Here is a 17233-nt window from a genome sequence, read left to right on the forward strand (position 1 = left end):
GCCGCCATCTGACCGGGACAGCCGCTTTAGAGGAGATGCCTCAGCGCCTGCTCGGGACGGCTTCGGACAAAACCGCCCGTTCGAACAAACGGGACGCACGATCTTCGCGCGGCCGATTCAACGGTACAATTGCACATCATATCCTTCTTTCAACAACACTTGGTAAATTTGCTGAATATGGTCTTCGTTTTTCGTCTCGAGCGAAAAGTGAATTTCCGCCTGGCCCGGCAGCACTTTGGCGCCGATGCGCTGATGATGAATCGACATGACATTCGCCTCGAGCTCCGCAATGATGCGCAGCAGTTTGTTCAACTGGCCCGGCTTGTCGGAGATGACCGTTGTAAACGTAACGAATCGCCCGGCTTCGACAAGCCCCCGCTCAATGATGCGGGAGATGAGCGTCACATCGACGTTGCCGCCGCTTAGCACAGCGGCGACTTTTTTGCCGCGAAACGGGAGCTTTTGATACAACAATGCCGCCAATGGACAAGCGGCCGCCCCTTCAATTAACAGCTTGTTCCGCTCGAGCACATACAGCATCGTCCGTGAAATTTCCGCCTCTTCCACGCAAACGACACCATCGACGTATTGTTCAATATATTGGTACGTAATATTGCCCGGCTTTTTTACGGCAATCCCATCGGCGATCGTATTCGACGCAGCAATGGAGACGGGCTGTTTATGGCGTATGGCCGCCGTCATGCCCGGGCAAGCCGATGACTCGACGCCGTACACTTCAACCGACGGCTTCAGCTGTTTTAACGTAAACGCCAGCCCCGCAAGCAGGCCACCGCCGCCGACTGGACAAAGAACGATATCGACGTCGGGCAACTGTTCGATCAGCTCCAAGCCGATCGTCCCTTGGCCGGCCATCACCGCCAAGTCGTCAAACGGGTGTACAAACGTCATTCCCCGCTCGCGCTGCAACTCTAACGCATATTCCAAAGACTCGTCAAACACATCGCCGTACAGCACGACTTCCGCCCCGTAGCTTTTCGTCGCTTCGATTTTGCTGAGCGGCGCCCCTTTGGGCATGACGATCGTGCACGGAATATGAAGCATACCGCTTGCGTAGGCCACCCCTTGGGCGTGGTTGCCGGCCGAGGCGGCGATGACGCCGCGCGCCCGCTCTTCTTCCGTGAGCGACATAATTTTATTGAATGAACCTCTTACTTTAAACGAACCCGTTTTTTGCAAGTTTTCGAGTTTCATATATACGTCGTTGCCGGACAGCCGGCTGAACGTTTGCGAATGCTCAAGCGGCGTTTGATGGACGACGCCTTTCATTTTTTCCCGCGCTTGTTCAATGTCTGCTAATGTCAACATCATCAAACCACCCTTTCTGACCGGCGATCGGTTCTTTTCGCTCCGTTTTATTATATACAAAACGTTTCATGGCCGACAAATTGTCAGCAGCGGCGATGCCGACTGTGATCGTGTATGCCGCTGGCATCACAGCGCCCAATGAACGTGGAAAGGCCATGGGTGCCATCGGCGCCGCGACAGGGCTCGGCTTTATTTTCTGTGAAAATGTGCCGCCTTGATCCGTCATTTTCATGCAGAGTGGGGAGCAAGGCTTGCTCGTGAATGTTTTTTATCAATATTCGGTATTGAAAATGGCATAATCCGTCCTTGCATCTTTTCTTAGCCCGCTTTTGGGCTTGTCTTGTTGATTATTTAGCACATAGTTTTATAATAGAAAATTATGCTGCTTGACGAATCGTCGCTGCGATCCATTGCGTTTTGTCAGCTGTGTGAACGTTGAGGGATTGATTTACAACGGATTCTTTTCCAGTTGAGAAGCTTTGGACAAGCGTTTTTTAGTGAACTTCATCATGCGATGCAGAAACAATGTTAGTTGATGATTTAGCACATTGTTTTATTGATTAGGCCATTCTTCTCCGTTTGATCCCGCTCCATCAGAACCTAATACCGCCAACGAAACCTTCGCCAGTTTGACGAGAGAAAGCAACTGGGAAGATCGATGATAGGCAAATGCGAGTGAATTTGCTAATATGAAAGAAAGACGTTCGGAATACATCAAAACGCGATGTGTAGCTAAGGGGTTGGGAAAGATGAACGATCGACTTGTACAACCGCAAATCGAAGAGCTCGAACGAAAACTGCGCGCCTATGAGCGGTTGGTTGAAAAACTTCCATTTCCATTCGTGTTTACTGATTACGAAGTGGGAATTTCCATTGAAAAAAAGCGCGGCGAAACTCTACCGCGCCTTTGCTCCGTTCCGCCCTCCCCTGAAAGGGATGCCGAATGGCAATGGGACATCGATTTATATCACGATGTACCGTTTGAAAAAGTAGAAGCCTTTTTGACGCCGTTGCTCGATCTTGTTCCACATCATATCGTCTTTGTCGACGCCCAAGGGATTATCACCCTTTGTAATTTGCAAGCGGCTGTGGACACCGGCGTGGATCGCGACGCCATCATCGGCAAACATATTCGCGAACTAGTCAAGCTCCCCGATGAGCTGATCGCGACGCTCCAATCGCTTGAAAAAGGCGAGCCGCTTTACAATTACGAAGTGCTTGACCGATTTTACGGCATCGTCAACACCCGTTTTATTTACAACGATGACGGATCGATCAAACGAGTCATCAGTATGTTTCAATCGCTCAATATGATGAAAGAAACAGAAAAGCTCGCCGTCGCCGGCCGCATCGCCGCCGGCATCGCCCATGAAATCCGCAATCCGCTGACGACGGTGCGCGGGTATTTGCAGCTATTGAAAAGCGACTTGCCAGATCGCATCGCCTCGCTCGTTGAGCGGCTTTTAATCCCTGAGCTCGACCGGGCGAACGACATTATCACAGATTTTTTGAACATCGCCAAGCCGGCCGACGTCAAAATGGAGACGTTCAACTTGCACCGCTTTTTGCGCGATGATGTCGGCGTTCTGTTGCAAAGCGAAGCACTGTTGCATAACGTTGACGTCCATTTTGACCTTGATGACCAGCTTGACGATTACGAAATGAACGGAGACCGCAACCAGCTTTTGCAAGTGTTTTTAAACTTATTTCGCAACGCCGTGGAAGCAAAAGTGGCGAAAACGATGACGGTGTCGATCCGCAGCCGAAAAATCAACCATCTCGTTCAGCTTCGCTTCTGCGACGATGGCCCCGGCATTCCACCGTCAGTCATCGACCATGTTTTCGATCCATTTTTTTCAACGAAAGAAACGGGAACCGGACTCGGCCTGTCATTATCGAAAAAAATCGTCGAGTTGCACCAGGGGACGATGAAAGTGCAAAGCGACGCGCGCGGCACATGTTTTTTGATCGAATTTCCGTTTTGCAACCAACCGCCGTTTCTTTCATCATAAATCTCTTCCGAAGAAGGAGAAGCCATCTCGGCTTCGGAAGCGGGGAGATTGATGATTTAGAACAATGTGTCACTTTATCACAGAAAAGGAGGACCCCTTATGGCAACGCCCGCTCCGCCCAACGGCAAATGGCGGCGCCTGTTCGCCTTGTTTCTTCCCATTTTTGTTTCGCAAACGGGTCAATATGCCATGAACTTTGTCGATGTCGCCATGTCCGGTCATGCGAGCCCTGAAGATCTTGCCGGCGTCGCGATCGGCTCCAGCTTATGGGTGCCAGTGTTTACCGGCATCGGCGGCATTTTGCTCGCCCTGTCCCCGATCGTCTCACACCATTTCGGCGCCGAGCGGCATGACTCGATCGCTCACGCCGTCACCCAGGCACTCTACTTGGCTGCCGCGCTTGCTGTCGCCATTGTCATGATCGGCGCCGCTGCCGTGCCGTTTATCTTAAAGCAGATGTCTTTGGACGAAAACGTTCGGCATATCGCCTTTCATTACTTGCGCGCCTTGTCGTTTGGGATCGTCCCGCTGTTTCTTTATTCTGTGCTCCGCTATTTCATCGATGCGCTTGGGCAAACGAAAGTGACGATGTGGATTACACTCACCGCCTTGCCGGTCAATATGCTGTTCAACTGGCTGCTGATTTACGGGCATGGCGGATTTCCACGCCTTGGCGGCATCGGCACTGGTTATGCGACGGCGATCACGTATGCGTACTGCTTCGCGGCCGCTGCCTTTGCCGCTGTGAAATTTCGCCGTTTGGCTCCCTATCACGTGCTCGTCCGTTTTTACCGTCCGTCATGGACCGCGTGGAAAGAGTTGCTGAAAACCGGGGTGCCGATCGGGTCGGCCATCTTTTTTGAAACGAGCATTTTCGCTGCGGTGACGCTGCTTGTCGGCCGGTTTGGTGCGGAAACGGTCGCTGCCCATCAAAGCGCCCTCAACTTCGCTTCACTGTTGTATATGATTCCGCTCAGCTTATCGATGGCGCTGACGATCGCCGTGGGCGTTGAAGCCGGGGCCAACCGTTATGAAGCGGCCAAACAATATTGCTTGATCGGCATCACCCTCGCCTTGGCCGTCGCCGCCGCAGCAGCGCTGTTTCTTTTCGCCTTCCGCAGCCATGTCGCGCGGCTGTATACAAACGATCCGACAGTGGCGGCGTTGACGGGGAAGTTTTTGCTCTATGCGATTTTTTTTCAAGTTTCCGATGCCATCGCCGCTCCCATCCAAGGAGCGCTGCGGGGCTATAAAGAGGTTAACGCCGTCTTTTGGTCCGCTCTCCTCGCCTATTGGGGCGTCGGCCTTCCGCTTGGCTGCGCGCTCGCTCTACTGACTGCCGCCGGGGCGTTCGGCTATTGGATCGGCTTGATCGCCGGATTGGCTGCAGGCGCACTGTTTCTCAGCTTTCGCCTGCGGGCCGTTTGGCGCAGGCATGACAGCGGGCGCACGCCGCTCGCCTCATAGAGGACGGCTCAACAAAAGGATGCCCGCATATGCGGCGGCATCCTTTGTTTGCTATAACGCGATCCATTCCTCAAAGAGAAGCGAGCTTTTCATTTTCCCTTCTGCGGCGACAGCTGCTGTTTCATATACGCGAGCACGTCAAGGTCAATCTTTCCCCTTTCCAATTCACGCTCCTCAAAGTTTTCTGTATGTATATACACAGTCAGCGCCTCATGAAGCGCCTCGCCGTCCGCCGCGCACTCTTTCGACAAGTAACCGAGGCGGACCAAGTGAGCGGCCACCTCTTCCTTGACCCTTCCTTCAATCGCAGCCACTTTTTCGGGACGCGGTTTCTCAAAGTAAAGCTGGCGCAACTGATACAAGCGAATGAGCTCATCGATCGGCCGCGGGTGGTCATCGACGCGCAAGTCGATATAACGGTCGTTGTAGCCGCCATATCCCCCTCCTTCCTTCACAACAAGCAAAGCGGCCGACTATTGCCCGCGGCGGTCGCCCCCCGCTGCCTGACCAGCTTGAAGCGCCTTTAGCAATCGCTCGGCGAGCGAGCCTTTTGTCTGCTCAAACGCCCTTCTCATTGCCAGCACCGTTTCTTCGCCGGCTAAAATATTGCCTTGAGCCGCATAGTTCGGCCCGGTGATGCCTCCGGCCCACGGATAACATTTTTTTCCGGTGAACGTCGCTGCCCGTCCTTTCGCATCCACGATGCCGACTTGGCGCAAATCGCGCTCGCTGTCATCGGCAACAAGCCGCTCAAGCGTTTCTTGCGCCGATTTCCCTTTTGCCATCCATTCGAGGCCGCACGGTCCGTACGACGTGTTGGCGTACGATTGCGTCGCCACCGCTCCGACTCCCGCTTTCGCCCACGGAACAACCGCACCAACGCCTAAAAATTTCGATTGAACAGCGATTCCAAGCTCCTCGGTCGCCGGATCAAACGCGACGATCGAAAACGTCGCGACAACATCTTTCGGAATGCGTTTCATTTTCTTGCCCTCCACGCTGCTTCCATTTTTTATTTTTTTATAGTTCTCCTCTTCCCTCCCATCTTCCTCCCTTTTTCAAAAAAATAGTGGGGGAAACAGCCGTTGCCCGGCCGCCTCCCCCCGCATGCCCATCATCCGCCTAGCACCATGTTGCCCCGACGATAATGAGCAAAATAAACAAGACGACGATCAGCACAAAGCCGTAGCCGTAGCCGCCGTAACCCGGATAACCGAAGCCATAGCCGCCCCAGCCCCAGCCGCCATAAAAGCCATATGGCATATTCGTCACCTCCTTGTTAGCAAGTAAGAGGCATCAGTACACCCAACCACCGATACATGCACATCCGACAATAATCAACAAGATGAACAGAACGACGATCAACGCGAATCCGCCGCCGTAAGCTGCACCCATTTGCCAGCACCTCCTTCATTTTTGTACTAGTAGACTATTCAGAAGCCGAGGAAATGGTTAGATGTTTCGGCAAAAATGGGTATTTGCCGCAACGTAAAAAAAAACGGTCCATCCGCGGACCGATGTTATGCTCCGAGCGAGTTTCGCTTCCATTTTTTTCGCCCCGGCGCTTGCTTGATTTGAACAGCGGAAAACAAAATAAGCGCCGTCCAGATGCAGCTAAACGCATAAAAATGCGCTTTCCTAAACGGCTCGCCGAACAAAAAGACGCCAAGGAGAAGGCTGATCGTCGGCGAAATGTATTGCAAAAAACCAAGGGTTGTCATTGACACACGCTTCGCCCCTTTGGCGAAATACAAAAGCGGCACGGCCGTCGCTGGCCCGGCTCCAGCCAACAGCGCCCATTGCCACCATTCGGCCGTCTTGACGAGGGCTGGCGTTTCGTTGTACACCCATAATAAGTAAACGGCTGAAAGCGGCATGACGGCCATTGTTTCAAGCGTCAAGCCAATGGACGAGTCAACGGTGGCCAGTTTTTTCACTAGGCCGTAAAGCCCGAATGTCAACGCGAGCGATATGGCGACCCACGGAAACGATCCGTATTCCGCCGTCATCGCTGCCACGCCGGCGGCGGCAAGAAAAACAGCGGCCCACTGCCCAACGCTCAACCGCTCGCGCAATACGATCGTCCCAAGCGCCACGCTGACAAGCGGGTTGATATAATAGCCAAGGCTCGTTTCAACGACATGATGATGATTCACCGCCCATATGTAGACAAACCAGTTGGCGCTGATGAGTACGGCAGCAGCGGCGATCCCCCATGCCATGGCCGGCCGGTGGCGCATCGCCCGAAGCTCACGGCGGAAGGCGCCAAGCTGCCCAGTCGCTGCCAAAAGGATGGCCATAAACACGAACGACCACACGATGCGGTGCGCCAAAATCTCAAGCGCCGGGCGCGCCTCCAGAAGTTTCCAGTACAGCGGCAATACTCCCCACAGCAAGTACGAAGCGGCCGTATACAAGATGCCCTGCTTTTCTTCGCTCCAATGTCCCACGTCGTCTTCTCCTTTTCCATGGTCGTTTCTGTTTCATTATACCGCCGCCGCTTCACTTTATCCATCAAAACACTCGCCCGCATTGCCCGACGCCGTTGCCAATGGAGAAAGGGCGCAACTGAATATGAGCGCCCGCCCTCCTTCGCGGCCCGTTTGGCCGCCCTTTCTTATTTTTTCACTCATCAAGCGACACAGACACAGCCAACAATAATCAGTAAAATGAACAGGACGATGACGACCGTATAACCGCTGTTGACAAAACCGCTCACGGCGGGCACCTCCTTCATCGGTTCACGGGGCCATCATATGCGCCCGCCCGCCCAAACGGCCGGGCGAATGCCTAAATTTCTAGAAGATTGATGAACAACCGCGTTTTCTTCAAAAAGATTGGTCCTCGAACGCAAGGAAGAGCCGTTGATCCATTGGCAAAAGCTCTTTGGTGGAGCGTTTTCTCCATTTAATCACCGACCTTCTAGAAGCCCGGTGATTTAAAGAAGTATGCCGCTTATCAGCCTCGTTTCTCAAATAGAAAAGACCTGTCGCATCAGTATCGCCTTTCACACGCTCCCCCCATCGTTCAAGAGAAACAATCGTTTTTCACCAACCATCTAGAAAAACGCCTATTTTTCTTTCGTCCCCGTCTCTCCCCACCAGCCTTTTCGCTTAAAATAGAGGGCGATGAGCATAGCAACGGTTGCCATGAGCAACAAGGCAAACGGATAGCCGTATCTCCATTTCAGCTCTGGCATAAACGCAAAGTTCATGCCATATACACCGGCGATAAACGTCATCGGCAAAAATATGACGCTCACCAATGTCAATGTCTTCATAATCACGTTCATATGATCCGATTTGAGCGACAGCTGCAAATCGAAAATGGCGGACAATGATTCCTTAAACGCGTCGAGCGCGGCAGGCACGCGAGAGAATCGCGACGCCACTTCCTCGATATACGGATTCGTCTCTTGGTTGATATACGGCAAATCCGCATGGCGAATCATTTTGATCGTTTCCTCCTGCGCCTCGGCAATTTGGCGCAGCTCATGAAGATGTGTTTTCATCCGATAAATCTCACGTCCGATTTCGTTGGCAAACGGGGTCGCAAACACTTGCCGTTCAAGCGTCTGAATGCGGTCAGCGATCTGATCGATGACTTGCAAAAAACGGATGGCGGCCAAGTCTAAAAAGTGATACAGCACATACCCGGGATACAGCGCCTGATCGCGATGATTCAACAAACGTTCTTTCACATGATCAACAAGCGGATCGTCTTCATCCATATAGCTGATCATATATTGGCTGCCGGCAAGCAAACGAACGTTCACTGTCCGGACGGATGGACGGACGATAAACAACGATAAAAAGAAACATCCTTCGTACTCATCAAACGTGGGAATGTCTGTGCCATTCATCAGCCGCTGTTGGGCGAGAGGGTGAATGGACAGCGAAGAAAGAAGGCGCTCCAAATCCGGCTTGGCGGCGGCGGTGAAATGAAGCCAGCACGACTGTCCACCCGCTGGCGCATGGCGTTTGTACGCTCCGTCAACCGTCAAACGAAAGTTCTGCTCGATAGTCATAGACTGACGCCCTTTCCATGCAAACGATTTTAATTGTATTGTTTGCTGTTTGCCGCAAAACTACTCCTCTCCCGCCGCCCAAAACAAGCCAGCGGCAATGGTTTATTATAGCCTGACAAATCATTCGCTACTAGGCGCCTCGCCGCGTCCGCCCACCAATGCGCCCGAAGCCAGTCAGCGCACCGCTTCCGGTTCCACATGGACGTGCGTCGCCCGAATGTTATGCCGGTTTCGCATCAAACGCTCGACTTCATCAGCGATTTCATGACTTTTGGCCACTGTCAAATGCGAGTCAACGCGGATCGTCACTTCCAGCACAATGTCGTTGCCTAACATGCGCGCTTTAATGTCAGCAACATCGCGCACGCCGCTCACCGCCGCGATTTCATCTTTATAAACGGCGAGCTGCTGTTCATCAAAACCGTCGGTGAGCGTATGCGCCGTCTCCCTAAACACCTCCCACGCCGTCTTGCCAATCATCGCCCCGATAACAAGCGCAGCCAGCGGATCAAGCCATGGCCATCCAAGCCGCGCGCCGGCGATGCCAATGGCGGCGCCAATGCTCACCAGCGCATCCGATAAATTGTCTTTCGCCACGGCCGACAGCGCCATGCTGTTCGTCCGCCGCGCCAGCCAGCGATTGATTGCATAAACGCCAATCATAACGGCCGCCGAGGCGAGCGCAACCACAGCCGCTAAAACGTCAGGAGCCGCTGCCTTTTCCTTGCCGAACAGCGAGCGGACACCGCTTGTGATCACGTCAATGCCAATGGACATCATCAAAAAAGCGGCTAACAGCGAAGAGATGTTCTCCGCCCGCGAATGTCCGTACGGGTGGTTGCAATCACGCGGTTTTTTAGCGATTTTCATGCCGATATAGACTGCCGAGGAAGCGATAATATCACTCAAATTATTCCAACCGTCCGCTTCCACCGCATCCGAGCCAAACACCGCCCCAGCCAACAGCTTGCCGGTCGAAAGGAGAAGATAGACGAAAATGCTCAGCAGTGCGCCCGCCTCGGCTCCTTGTTTTCTATCCACTTTCTTCACCAACCTAGCCATCTCATTTTTGCACGTATCAGTGTACCAGCTTGAAGCCGGTTGGGTCTACAGCAAGAAAATTTCCTTTTTTCATAAGAATAGGGACAAGCAAATTTTTTTGTCTAAAGGCAAAATCCAGCGCATTTGCGTATGATAAACCAAGTCGAAACAAAAAAAGGAGAGGAACAAATGTCTGCATATTTAGACTGGTTGGCGGACATGGGGATCGATGGCGCTCATCCAGGCGGTTTTGAGTTAACAAAACAAATCTTACGTAAACTTAAGATTGACCGTTCGACATCCGTGCTTGACGTCGGCTGCGGCACTGGACAGACAGCGGCTTATATCGCCGAACAGTACGGGGCCAACGTCACCGCCATCGACATCCACCCAACGATGATCGCCAAGGCGAAACAGCGTTTTGCCGCCAAGATGGTCTCGGTCCGTTTGCATCGCGCCTCGGTCGAAGCGCTTCCGTTTCCCGCCGGGACGTTTGACCTCGCGCTTTCTGAATCGGTGCTTGCTTTCGTTTCATTGCCAAACGCGCTCGCCGAAATCCGCCGCGTGCTCAAAAAAGACAGCTTATTCGTCGGCATTGAAGCGTGTCATGAGCGGCTGACCGCCGCCGAACAAAAGCAAATCGCCGCCTTTTACGGATTCCGTCAGCTAATGACATCAGCGGAGTGGAAAGAAGTGCTCGAACAAAGCGGCTTCCGGTGCCGCCAGTTTTCCTACGCGGCTGCGGCCGAAGCGCCAAACCTTGGGGCACCCATCGTCATCGCCCTTCCGCCGACACCAGAGATGGCGAGCATGTGGCAGATGCACCAACAGTTGACAGCTCAATTCGGCGACCGTCTTGGCTATTGCGTCTTTTGCTGCGAACCATAATCAAGCAAGGAAAACGGCACCCTCGATGAGGCGCCGTTTTCACACTTTTTTCACTACCTTGAAATATTCTTCAAGCGTCAAGCCACGCTTTTTCATCACCGCGGCCGCCTTCCGCCCGACATAGCGGAGATGCCACGGCTCATACTTGTAGCCGGTCACCGCTTCTTTTCCTTTCGGGTAGCGGATGATGAATCCGTACTCGTGCGCATGGGCGGCTACCCATTGCCCTTCTTTTGTCGCCCCGAACGATTCGGTCAGCTGACAGCCGACCGAGCGGCTGCTGATATCGACCGCCAGCCCTGTCTGATGCTCGCTCTGCCCTGGGTGAGCGACCGCTTGAACCGCTTTTTCCTTCCCTTTTTGCCGCACCTCTTCAGCAAAAATCACCTGCTGCCGCTCGTATGAACGATAAGCGGACACGGCCACCAGCTCAATGCCATCGCGGCGTGCAGCGGCAAACATCTTCTCAAGCGCCGCGGCCGCTTCGGCCCGCATATGCCGTTTTTCCGCGTTCGGGTCAGCAAACGAAAACGGCACGCGCGGCACGACCAAGTCCGCCGGCTTATAGCCAGGCGGGAGCGACTGTTCTTTATTGACGAGCACCAAAATGTTTTCAGGGTTTTTAATCACTTTTTGTCCGTTTTGCACCTCGACGATGTTCCAATATTTCGCCTCAAGCTGCAAATCGGGATCGACGGGGCTCTCGCTCGTTTTCCCCTGTTGATGGTCGCTTGGATGCACCGCGCTTTCCGGCGGCTGGCCGGACGGGCCGGACGCACCGTTGCTGCCGCTCTCCCCTGTTTGGCAGCCAGCGAGCAGCAGGCACACCAACATCACCGCTTGCCATCGCTGTTTCATGTTCCTTCCCCTTTTCCTTTTTCCCTGGCTCGAGAGCCCGGTCACGACGCGCTGTGCCGAACCGCGGTTTCCAGCGCCAGTTCGATCATCTCGTTAAACGTCATTTGCCGCTCCTCAGCCGTCGTTTCTTCTCCGGTGAGAATATGGTCGCTGACCGTCAGCACTGACAGCGCCCGGCAGCCAAATTTCGCCGCCAGCGTATAGAGCGCCGCCGTTTCCATCTCGACAGCTAGTACGCCGTAGCGCGCCCACGTTTCCCAGTTCGGTTCATCATTGTAAAACATGTCGGCGGTGAACACATTGCCGACTTTTAGAGCCAGCCCTTTTTCCACACCTACTTCATACGCCGTCCGCAGCAGATGGAAATCAGCGGTGGGCGCATAATCGCGGCCGCGAAAAATGAGCCGGTTCATGTTGGAATCGGTCGACGCGCTCATCGCCAAAATGACGTCGCGGACGCGCACATCCGGCTGAATCGCTCCGCACGTTCCGACGCGGATGAGCGTCTTTACACCGTAGCTTTGGATCAGTTCGTTCACATAAATCGAAATGGACGGCACACCCATGCCGGTCCCTTGCACGGAAATGCGCTCCCCTTTATACGTCCCGGTAAACCCGAGCATGCCGCGCACTTCATTGTAGCATACCGCTCCTTCGAGAAACGTTTCGGCAATGTATTTGGCGCGCAGCGGATCACCCGGCAGCAAAATGCGCTCCGCGATCTCGCCTGTCTTCGCTCCGATATGCACGCTCAATGGGATTCCTCCTTTGGTTTGAACGATCGTTGTCGGGCCATGCCCTCGTCTATCATATCATATGTTTGCGGAAAATGGCAGTCTTCCTTCGAGTAGCCGAGGCGGCGAACGGGCATACTATGTGTGCCTGCCCGAGGAGAAAGGAGGAAAAGACCGATGAAAAAGAAACTCGAACAAGCAGTGGAATACGCCAACAAAACGAATCCATCGTCCAAATCAAACAATCAGCCGTCCACATCGAAAAAGGAAAAGACCAAATTCTAACATCAGTCTGAAAGAAATCTCCCACTTCGACGTAAAGGTGCACGAGCACCCGTCAATGTGGGAGATGAATGTTGGCCGGCAATGGCCGTCGGATCGAATCACATGTTGTTCAAACGGGCCCCTTCGAAACGAAGGGAAGCGGAAATGGTCCTTGTGCGGCTTGTCGTTTGGCACATATGCCAATCGCTGAAAGCTCCCCCTATGCACTCGCGTAGGGGGTGAGTCGTTTGCGGGGGAGCCGCTCCCTTTTATGATGTTTTGGATCGGCGGTAATCGCCGCGATGGCGGCGCGCCAAATACCGCTCATTGATATACAGCACCTTTTTGTCTTTGCTGCGCGTATATTTTTTCTCGCGCTCGCGCCGCCTGGCGACGAGCCAACAAGAAAACAAATACAGCGGAAAAACGAGCTGCATCGCGCCGGCAAAGACATACCAAAAACCGTTGATATTGGCCAAATCGCGCAAGTACACGTCGATGCCGCTGAGCCGATAGTACATGTCAGCAACGATGGCAGCGATGATGACGACGTTGACCGCATGAAGAAGGGGCACGCTTCTCCAGCGGAACAAAAGCCGCTCCACTTGCCCTTTGATCCAAAGCAATACCGCAATCGAGACGACGCACAAGAGCAGCGACAGCGCCAGTGCGGCCATCGTTTCGCCCCCTTCCCTCTTTTCTCCTGCGCCCGCCGCATTATGCCGCCTGCAAACATTTTCCGTCGATGAACCGCCGCCAGACCGCATAAACTAACGACGACGACGGTTCAAGGAGGGAAAACGATGGGCAAAAAACACCGCAACCGCATTAACGGGCAGAAAAAGAACAACCATATTCCAAAAGAAGCATTGATCGCCGAAGATGAGGCGCATGCCAAAGAATATTCCGCCGCCGGCGGCCGGAAAAACGGTCCGGGGCATCATGACAACCCCGAATCGTGACAAACCGCAGAAACCCTTGTGCGATACAAGGGTTTCTATCGCGGTTCCGACGGCTCGGATTCGTCCCAAGCAAGCGTGACGACTTTTGTATATTCCCCGCGTTCAATTTCCTCTTTTGTCGCTCTTTCATTCAGCTCCTCATCGTCGTCGATGCCCGGGGCCACCGTCGGCATGTCGCGCCGCCGTTCGTCATGTTTCATCAAGTCCGCCCCCTTTCCTTTCTTATCCGTTCCCGAAACAAGGAGGCTTTATTCATCATTATATCATCTCTAGCTCTTGCTGGCGACTATATTTTTGAATATTCCGTCAACAGATGAGCTGACGTTCTACTTGTTTCCATCCGTCTGGACAAAGGCGATAGTACGTCTGTCCTTTTCGCCCTTCATCGATCAGCACAACGTCCCCAGTCCGCATAAACCGAGCTTGACAGTTTTTCGGCATCAGATCGGCGACATTAAACATCCGATACAACACCGCCAACACTTCATCATGTCCGGCCGCCATCACCGTCATGCGGCACACTTGCCGGTAGCCTTTCGTTTCCCCAAAGCGCGGTGTTTGAAAAACGACCGCCTCATATGCACGTTTTGTCATCCACATCCGTTTTCTCCATAAACGAACCATTGTTTTCCTCTCCCTTCTCCCAATAAATCGGCCCTTCGTGTCCCATACTATGGTTGATGTTAAGTTCAGTCGCGAATCGTCTTCGAAGCCGAGAAACATGTGTATTGTACTTATTTGGTGATTTGGCGTGTCGATTCCTTCAGCAAATGAGCACTCCTTTTGTCGAAACGATCGCGGTCTTCTGACAAAAGTCCACAAATGATGCAAAGGAGAGACAGCCTGATGCCGACTCGCCTGCTCGCTTGGCTGCGCCATCCGCTTCAGTATACCTACCGCTCCTTTTTGTACCGCCATCCGATCCGCCTCGCCGATGACGGCCTGCTTTGCCGGATGGCCGCTCGTGCAACTGTCCCAACTGACGAACCACTGAGCGCGGAAGAAAAGAGCATTGTGGCCGCCATTCGCCGGAAAACGGCGGAACATAACCGCAACAACGTGACGCGCACCGCTGCCTACTTGACGTTTTTTGAGCGCCATCGAGAAATTCATTGGGCATTTTTAGCTCATCTCGTCTCGCGCAACGGCGGTTGGAACATGACTGATTTGCGCGGCGGCCTTCTTCCGTTTTTGCTGCCGGAACAAATCGTTGCGCCCCTTTTTTTGTTTTTGGAACGCGCCAATGCCCTCATTTTTCATGACGCCTATCCGCAGCTTTTGCTGTACGAAGAAAGCAAACGGAGGAGGACGCCGCTGTTTCATTTGTTGCCGGTGCTAGCGGTGTCTTCGTTTATGAAGCCGATGTGGGAACATTTTTGGGAAACGGGGAATGCCGCGCTTCTTACGGTTGCTCTGATCATCAACGAGCAGCAGTACATCCAGCTTCGCGTCATTGAACATCCATTTTTCCGCACCCGCGTGCTGTCAAGTTGGCCGTTTATTGTCGAGCAATGGCTCGGGTTCAACGATGTGCTCATCCCATATGCCAAAGGCCGCCACGTAGCGCTTGCCGGAACGACCGTGCGCGATTTCGCCGACGTTCACCACCGCATCCATATCGGCAAAACACTGTACAGTCTGTTGCTGTTTGACGCCCGGTTGTTTCGCGGCGCCTGCCGCTTTGCTCGTTGCGTTCCTCACAGCGGCTCACGCGCCGACTTCTGGCCGCAGTCGTTCACTGAAACGCCCGATGGACGCCGCCTTTACAGCCCCCGCCTTGAGGCGGCTTGGCCGGATCTTGCGCATCCGTTCCATGACGATCGGGATTGGTTCATCGATGAGGCGATCATGCAAGCGCTTGAAACACTCCCGCTTCCGGCCTCCGGCAATATGACGAGCCGCTACGAGCGGCATTTGGCCATGATGAAAACAGCCGCCATCGCGGCGGCCCAATCCACTTCATCATAAAACGACGAGGACTACTCCCCGTCGATGTCAATCTCTTCATCGATAATGCATTTTTCAAGCAAATAGTCAAACGTAATGTCCGCGAGCTCCTCAAGCTCCTCTTGCGTTGGAACAAAGCCGCGGCGGATGAGTTCTTGGTAAAAAAACTCAGCGATTTCTTCCGTATCGATAATCACTTCAATTTCCTTCACCACATCTCGCCCCCTTTGTAATTGTTGTATGTCGCCGCCTTCCGTTTTATGTCAAAAATCATGTTGTACTATTTTTTCGGTCTCCCCCATACATATGTACCAACAAAACAAAAAACACGGAGGCGGACAAAATGGACAAACCCACTGCGATCGATAAATTAATGGAAACAGTTGTAAATGGATTGGGCGCGATCGTCATTTTCGTCGGCATTCCTTATTTTCTTTTTATTCTTTATCAATTCCTATCCTGGTGATCGATGATTGCCCGCAAACGTTTTACAACCGTTTCCATCATCCGTTGGTACTGTTCATCACCGAACCATTCATATAACGCTTTATAATCGTTGTACATGTCAAGGAGCTCGTCGACCGACGGCCCTTTCTCTCCACTCTCGGCCGGCGGCAATAAAAGCGTCGCTTTCACCGGCGCGGCGATGACAATATCTTGCACGAGCGTGACGGACGTCTCCTCTCCATCGGCAAGCGGAATGATGTCTTCGAGATGGACTTCAATCTCCCAGCCATCCGTCAGCCGTTTCAATTCGTAAATCGTCTCTTCCCATCCTTCCCCGTAGTAGCGGTAAATTTCTGTCCGCACCCCAATAACTTTGAACAAATGGCCGCCATAATCGCGGACGCGGACAATTTCGCCGAGAAAAAACGGCAGCTCAATTTCAATCTCTTCGGCGATCCATAAATCGCCCGCAAACTCAGACAGTAAAATGAGCGCTTGCTCGGCAAACAAACTACGACCATGGTTGATTTCGTATAAAAACGCACCGTCAATCTGCTGAATATCGGTGATCGTTCCGACCGTTCCATACAATGTATTGACGACGATGTCGCCGACGGAAAATTTCGGGCGTTTCGGCGCGCTCATTGGCATCTCCACCCTTTGAAACAAATGGTTAGTATAGTATATGCATGCAGAGAAGGGTGGACACCTTCAGCCGCGCGGAAAAAGCCGTTTGAAAGCGCTCCCATTTTATGAAACGGGAACGCTTTCCCTAGTTACGCTTCATGCAAAAATTGCTCCCACAGTTCATCAAACACAACCATGCTTTCCAAATAGTCACCGTTAAGCTCCAAATAGCCGCTCAGCTCTTCATAGTCCGCAGACCCTTTCGGAAAGCCGTGGTCTTCATACGCTCCGTTCGCAAATCGGACGACCGGATCTTCCTGGTGTCCATGGCGGAAGCGCAGCAAGTAACGGTAGAATGACTTTGCCATGTCCCCCATCCTCTTCCTTTCCTTTTGTTGCTATTATAATGAGCTTTTGGCTGTTTGTGAAGCCTTTTTTCGCCGCTTGTATTCCCATCGTACGCGTCGGGTTGGCTTTTCATGCCAAAAAAGCGCGTTGAACGGCGCAATAGAAGTCAATCCACTTTTCTCGTCAGAGCATAGACAGGTCAGGTCTATCATCTGATCATGCCCCCCGCTTCTCGCCAAGGCTTGGCCCCATCTGAAACCGCACGGAGCCTCCCGCCTCGCGAGA

21 protein-coding genes and 1 pseudogene are annotated in these 17233 nt (G+C 53.1%); 5 read left to right on the plus strand and 17 right to left on the minus strand.

Going from position 1 to position 17233, the window contains the following annotated elements:
- Positions 1-117: 117 nt before the first annotated feature.
- The gene (gene ilvA / locus N685_RS0115220; protein WP_031409753.1) at positions 118-1326 is read right to left on the minus strand and encodes a threonine ammonia-lyase; all 1209 of its coding nucleotides are present in this window, start codon (positions 1324-1326) and stop codon (positions 118-120) included.
- Positions 1304-1453, minus strand: coding sequence for a hypothetical protein (locus N685_RS19885; protein WP_162176099.1), 150 nt, complete (start codon positions 1451-1453; stop codon positions 1304-1306). Before N685_RS19885 ends, ilvA begins: the two co-directional genes overlap by 23 nt.
- Before the next feature lie 622 nt (positions 1454-2075).
- Between N685_RS19885 and N685_RS0115230 the strand changes: the two genes are divergently transcribed.
- Both N685_RS0115230 and N685_RS0115235 read left to right on the plus strand, forming a co-directional pair.
- Entirely contained in the window at positions 2076-3338 is a 1263-nt protein-coding gene (locus N685_RS0115230) for a two-component system sensor histidine kinase NtrB (protein WP_031409757.1), read from the plus strand.
- Positions 3339-3437: 99 nt separating this feature from the next.
- Positions 3438-4805, plus strand: coding sequence for an MATE family efflux transporter (locus N685_RS0115235; protein ID WP_031409758.1), 1368 nt, complete (start codon positions 3438-3440; stop codon positions 4803-4805).
- 89 nt (positions 4806-4894) lie between these two features.
- Here N685_RS0115235 and N685_RS18495 read toward each other — a convergent pair.
- From N685_RS18495 to N685_RS0115270, 7 genes and pseudogenes are all read right to left on the minus strand, one after another.
- Positions 4895-5788, minus strand: a pseudogene (locus N685_RS18495) (DUF1028 domain-containing protein).
- A 139-nt stretch (positions 5789-5927) separates the two neighbouring features.
- Positions 5928-6068, minus strand: coding sequence for a YjcZ family sporulation protein (locus N685_RS19195; protein WP_011231082.1), 141 nt, complete (start codon positions 6066-6068; stop codon positions 5928-5930).
- A 33-nt stretch (positions 6069-6101) separates the two neighbouring features.
- Positions 6102-6200: a YjcZ family sporulation protein gene (locus N685_RS19200; protein ID WP_011231081.1), complete on the minus strand. Its 99-nt coding sequence runs from the start codon at positions 6198-6200 to the stop codon at positions 6102-6104.
- Positions 6201-6325: 125 nt separating this feature from the next.
- On the minus strand, positions 6326-7255 hold the full coding sequence (gene rarD / locus N685_RS0115255) for an EamA family transporter RarD (RefSeq protein ID WP_031409761.1): 930 nt from the start codon (positions 7253-7255) through the stop codon (positions 6326-6328).
- Between the two features lie 182 nt (positions 7256-7437).
- Positions 7438-7542 carry a YjcZ family sporulation protein gene (locus N685_RS20275; protein ID WP_071880194.1) on the minus strand — a complete coding sequence of 35 codons (105 nt, stop codon included), beginning with the start codon at positions 7540-7542 and terminating at the stop codon, positions 7438-7440.
- Positions 7543-7875: 333 nt separating this feature from the next.
- Positions 7876-8832, minus strand: a complete 957-nt coding sequence (gene corA, locus N685_RS0115265; protein ID WP_031409763.1) for a magnesium/cobalt transporter CorA — start codon at positions 8830-8832, stop codon at positions 7876-7878.
- Positions 8833-9006: 174 nt separating this feature from the next.
- Complete coding sequence (locus N685_RS0115270; protein ID WP_031409764.1) at positions 9007-9894, minus strand: cation diffusion facilitator family transporter; 888 nt, start codon at positions 9892-9894, stop codon at positions 9007-9009.
- Between the two features lie 168 nt (positions 9895-10062).
- Here N685_RS0115270 and N685_RS0115275 point away from each other — a divergent pair, with 168 nt between their 5' ends.
- Positions 10063-10761: a class I SAM-dependent methyltransferase gene (locus tag N685_RS0115275; protein ID WP_031409766.1), complete on the plus strand. Its 699-nt coding sequence runs from the start codon at positions 10063-10065 to the stop codon at positions 10759-10761.
- Between the two features lie 39 nt (positions 10762-10800).
- Here the strand turns inward: N685_RS0115275 and N685_RS0115280 are convergent, their stop codons facing one another.
- From N685_RS0115280 to N685_RS0115295, 3 genes are all read right to left on the minus strand, one after another.
- Positions 10801-11619, minus strand: coding sequence for a M15 family metallopeptidase (locus N685_RS0115280; protein ID WP_031409768.1), 819 nt, complete (start codon positions 11617-11619; stop codon positions 10801-10803).
- A 41-nt stretch (positions 11620-11660) separates the two neighbouring features.
- Positions 11661-12374, minus strand: a complete 714-nt coding sequence (gene deoD, locus N685_RS0115285) for a purine-nucleoside phosphorylase (protein WP_031409770.1) — start codon at positions 12372-12374, stop codon at positions 11661-11663.
- A 512-nt stretch (positions 12375-12886) separates the two neighbouring features.
- Entirely contained in the window at positions 12887-13294 is a 408-nt protein-coding gene (locus N685_RS0115295) for a hypothetical protein (RefSeq protein ID WP_031409772.1), read from the minus strand.
- A 126-nt stretch (positions 13295-13420) separates the two neighbouring features.
- Here N685_RS0115295 and N685_RS19845 point away from each other — a divergent pair, with 126 nt between their 5' ends.
- Complete coding sequence (locus N685_RS19845) at positions 13421-13579, plus strand: hypothetical protein (protein WP_008879283.1); 159 nt, start codon at positions 13421-13423, stop codon at positions 13577-13579.
- Positions 13580-13614: 35 nt separating this feature from the next.
- Here the strand turns inward: N685_RS19845 and N685_RS19850 are convergent, their stop codons facing one another.
- Both N685_RS19850 and N685_RS0115310 read right to left on the minus strand, forming a co-directional pair.
- Positions 13615-13779 carry a hypothetical protein gene (locus tag N685_RS19850; RefSeq protein WP_167333006.1) on the minus strand — a complete coding sequence of 55 codons (165 nt, stop codon included), beginning with the start codon at positions 13777-13779 and terminating at the stop codon, positions 13615-13617.
- 106 nt (positions 13780-13885) lie between these two features.
- Positions 13886-14203, minus strand: a complete 318-nt coding sequence (locus N685_RS0115310) for a hypothetical protein (RefSeq protein ID WP_031409774.1) — start codon at positions 14201-14203, stop codon at positions 13886-13888.
- Between the two features lie 222 nt (positions 14204-14425).
- Between N685_RS0115310 and N685_RS0115315 the strand changes: the two genes are divergently transcribed.
- Complete coding sequence (locus N685_RS0115315; protein WP_031409776.1) at positions 14426-15547, plus strand: DUF2515 domain-containing protein; 1122 nt, start codon at positions 14426-14428, stop codon at positions 15545-15547.
- Positions 15548-15558: 11 nt separating this feature from the next.
- On the opposite strand, the gene N685_RS0115320 is transcribed toward N685_RS0115315, so the two are convergent.
- The 3 genes from N685_RS0115320 to N685_RS0115335 all read right to left on the minus strand — a co-directional run bounded on the left by N685_RS0115320 (position 15559) and on the right by N685_RS0115335 (position 16968).
- Positions 15559-15738 (minus strand): YozD family protein, encoded by a 180-nt coding sequence (locus N685_RS0115320; protein WP_011231069.1) that lies wholly within the window; start codon positions 15736-15738, stop codon positions 15559-15561.
- A 235-nt stretch (positions 15739-15973) separates the two neighbouring features.
- Positions 15974-16618, minus strand: coding sequence for a hypothetical protein (locus N685_RS0115330; protein ID WP_031409778.1), 645 nt, complete (start codon positions 16616-16618; stop codon positions 15974-15976).
- A gap of 131 nt (positions 16619-16749) precedes the next feature.
- Positions 16750-16968, minus strand: coding sequence for a YozE family protein (locus N685_RS0115335; protein WP_031409780.1), 219 nt, complete (start codon positions 16966-16968; stop codon positions 16750-16752).
- Between the last annotated feature and the right edge of the window lie 265 nt (positions 16969-17233).

Origin of the sequence: Geobacillus vulcani PSS1 (genome assembly GCF_000733845.1) — a bacterium.
Classification (GTDB): Bacteria; Bacillota; Bacilli; order Bacillales; family Anoxybacillaceae; genus Geobacillus; species Geobacillus vulcani.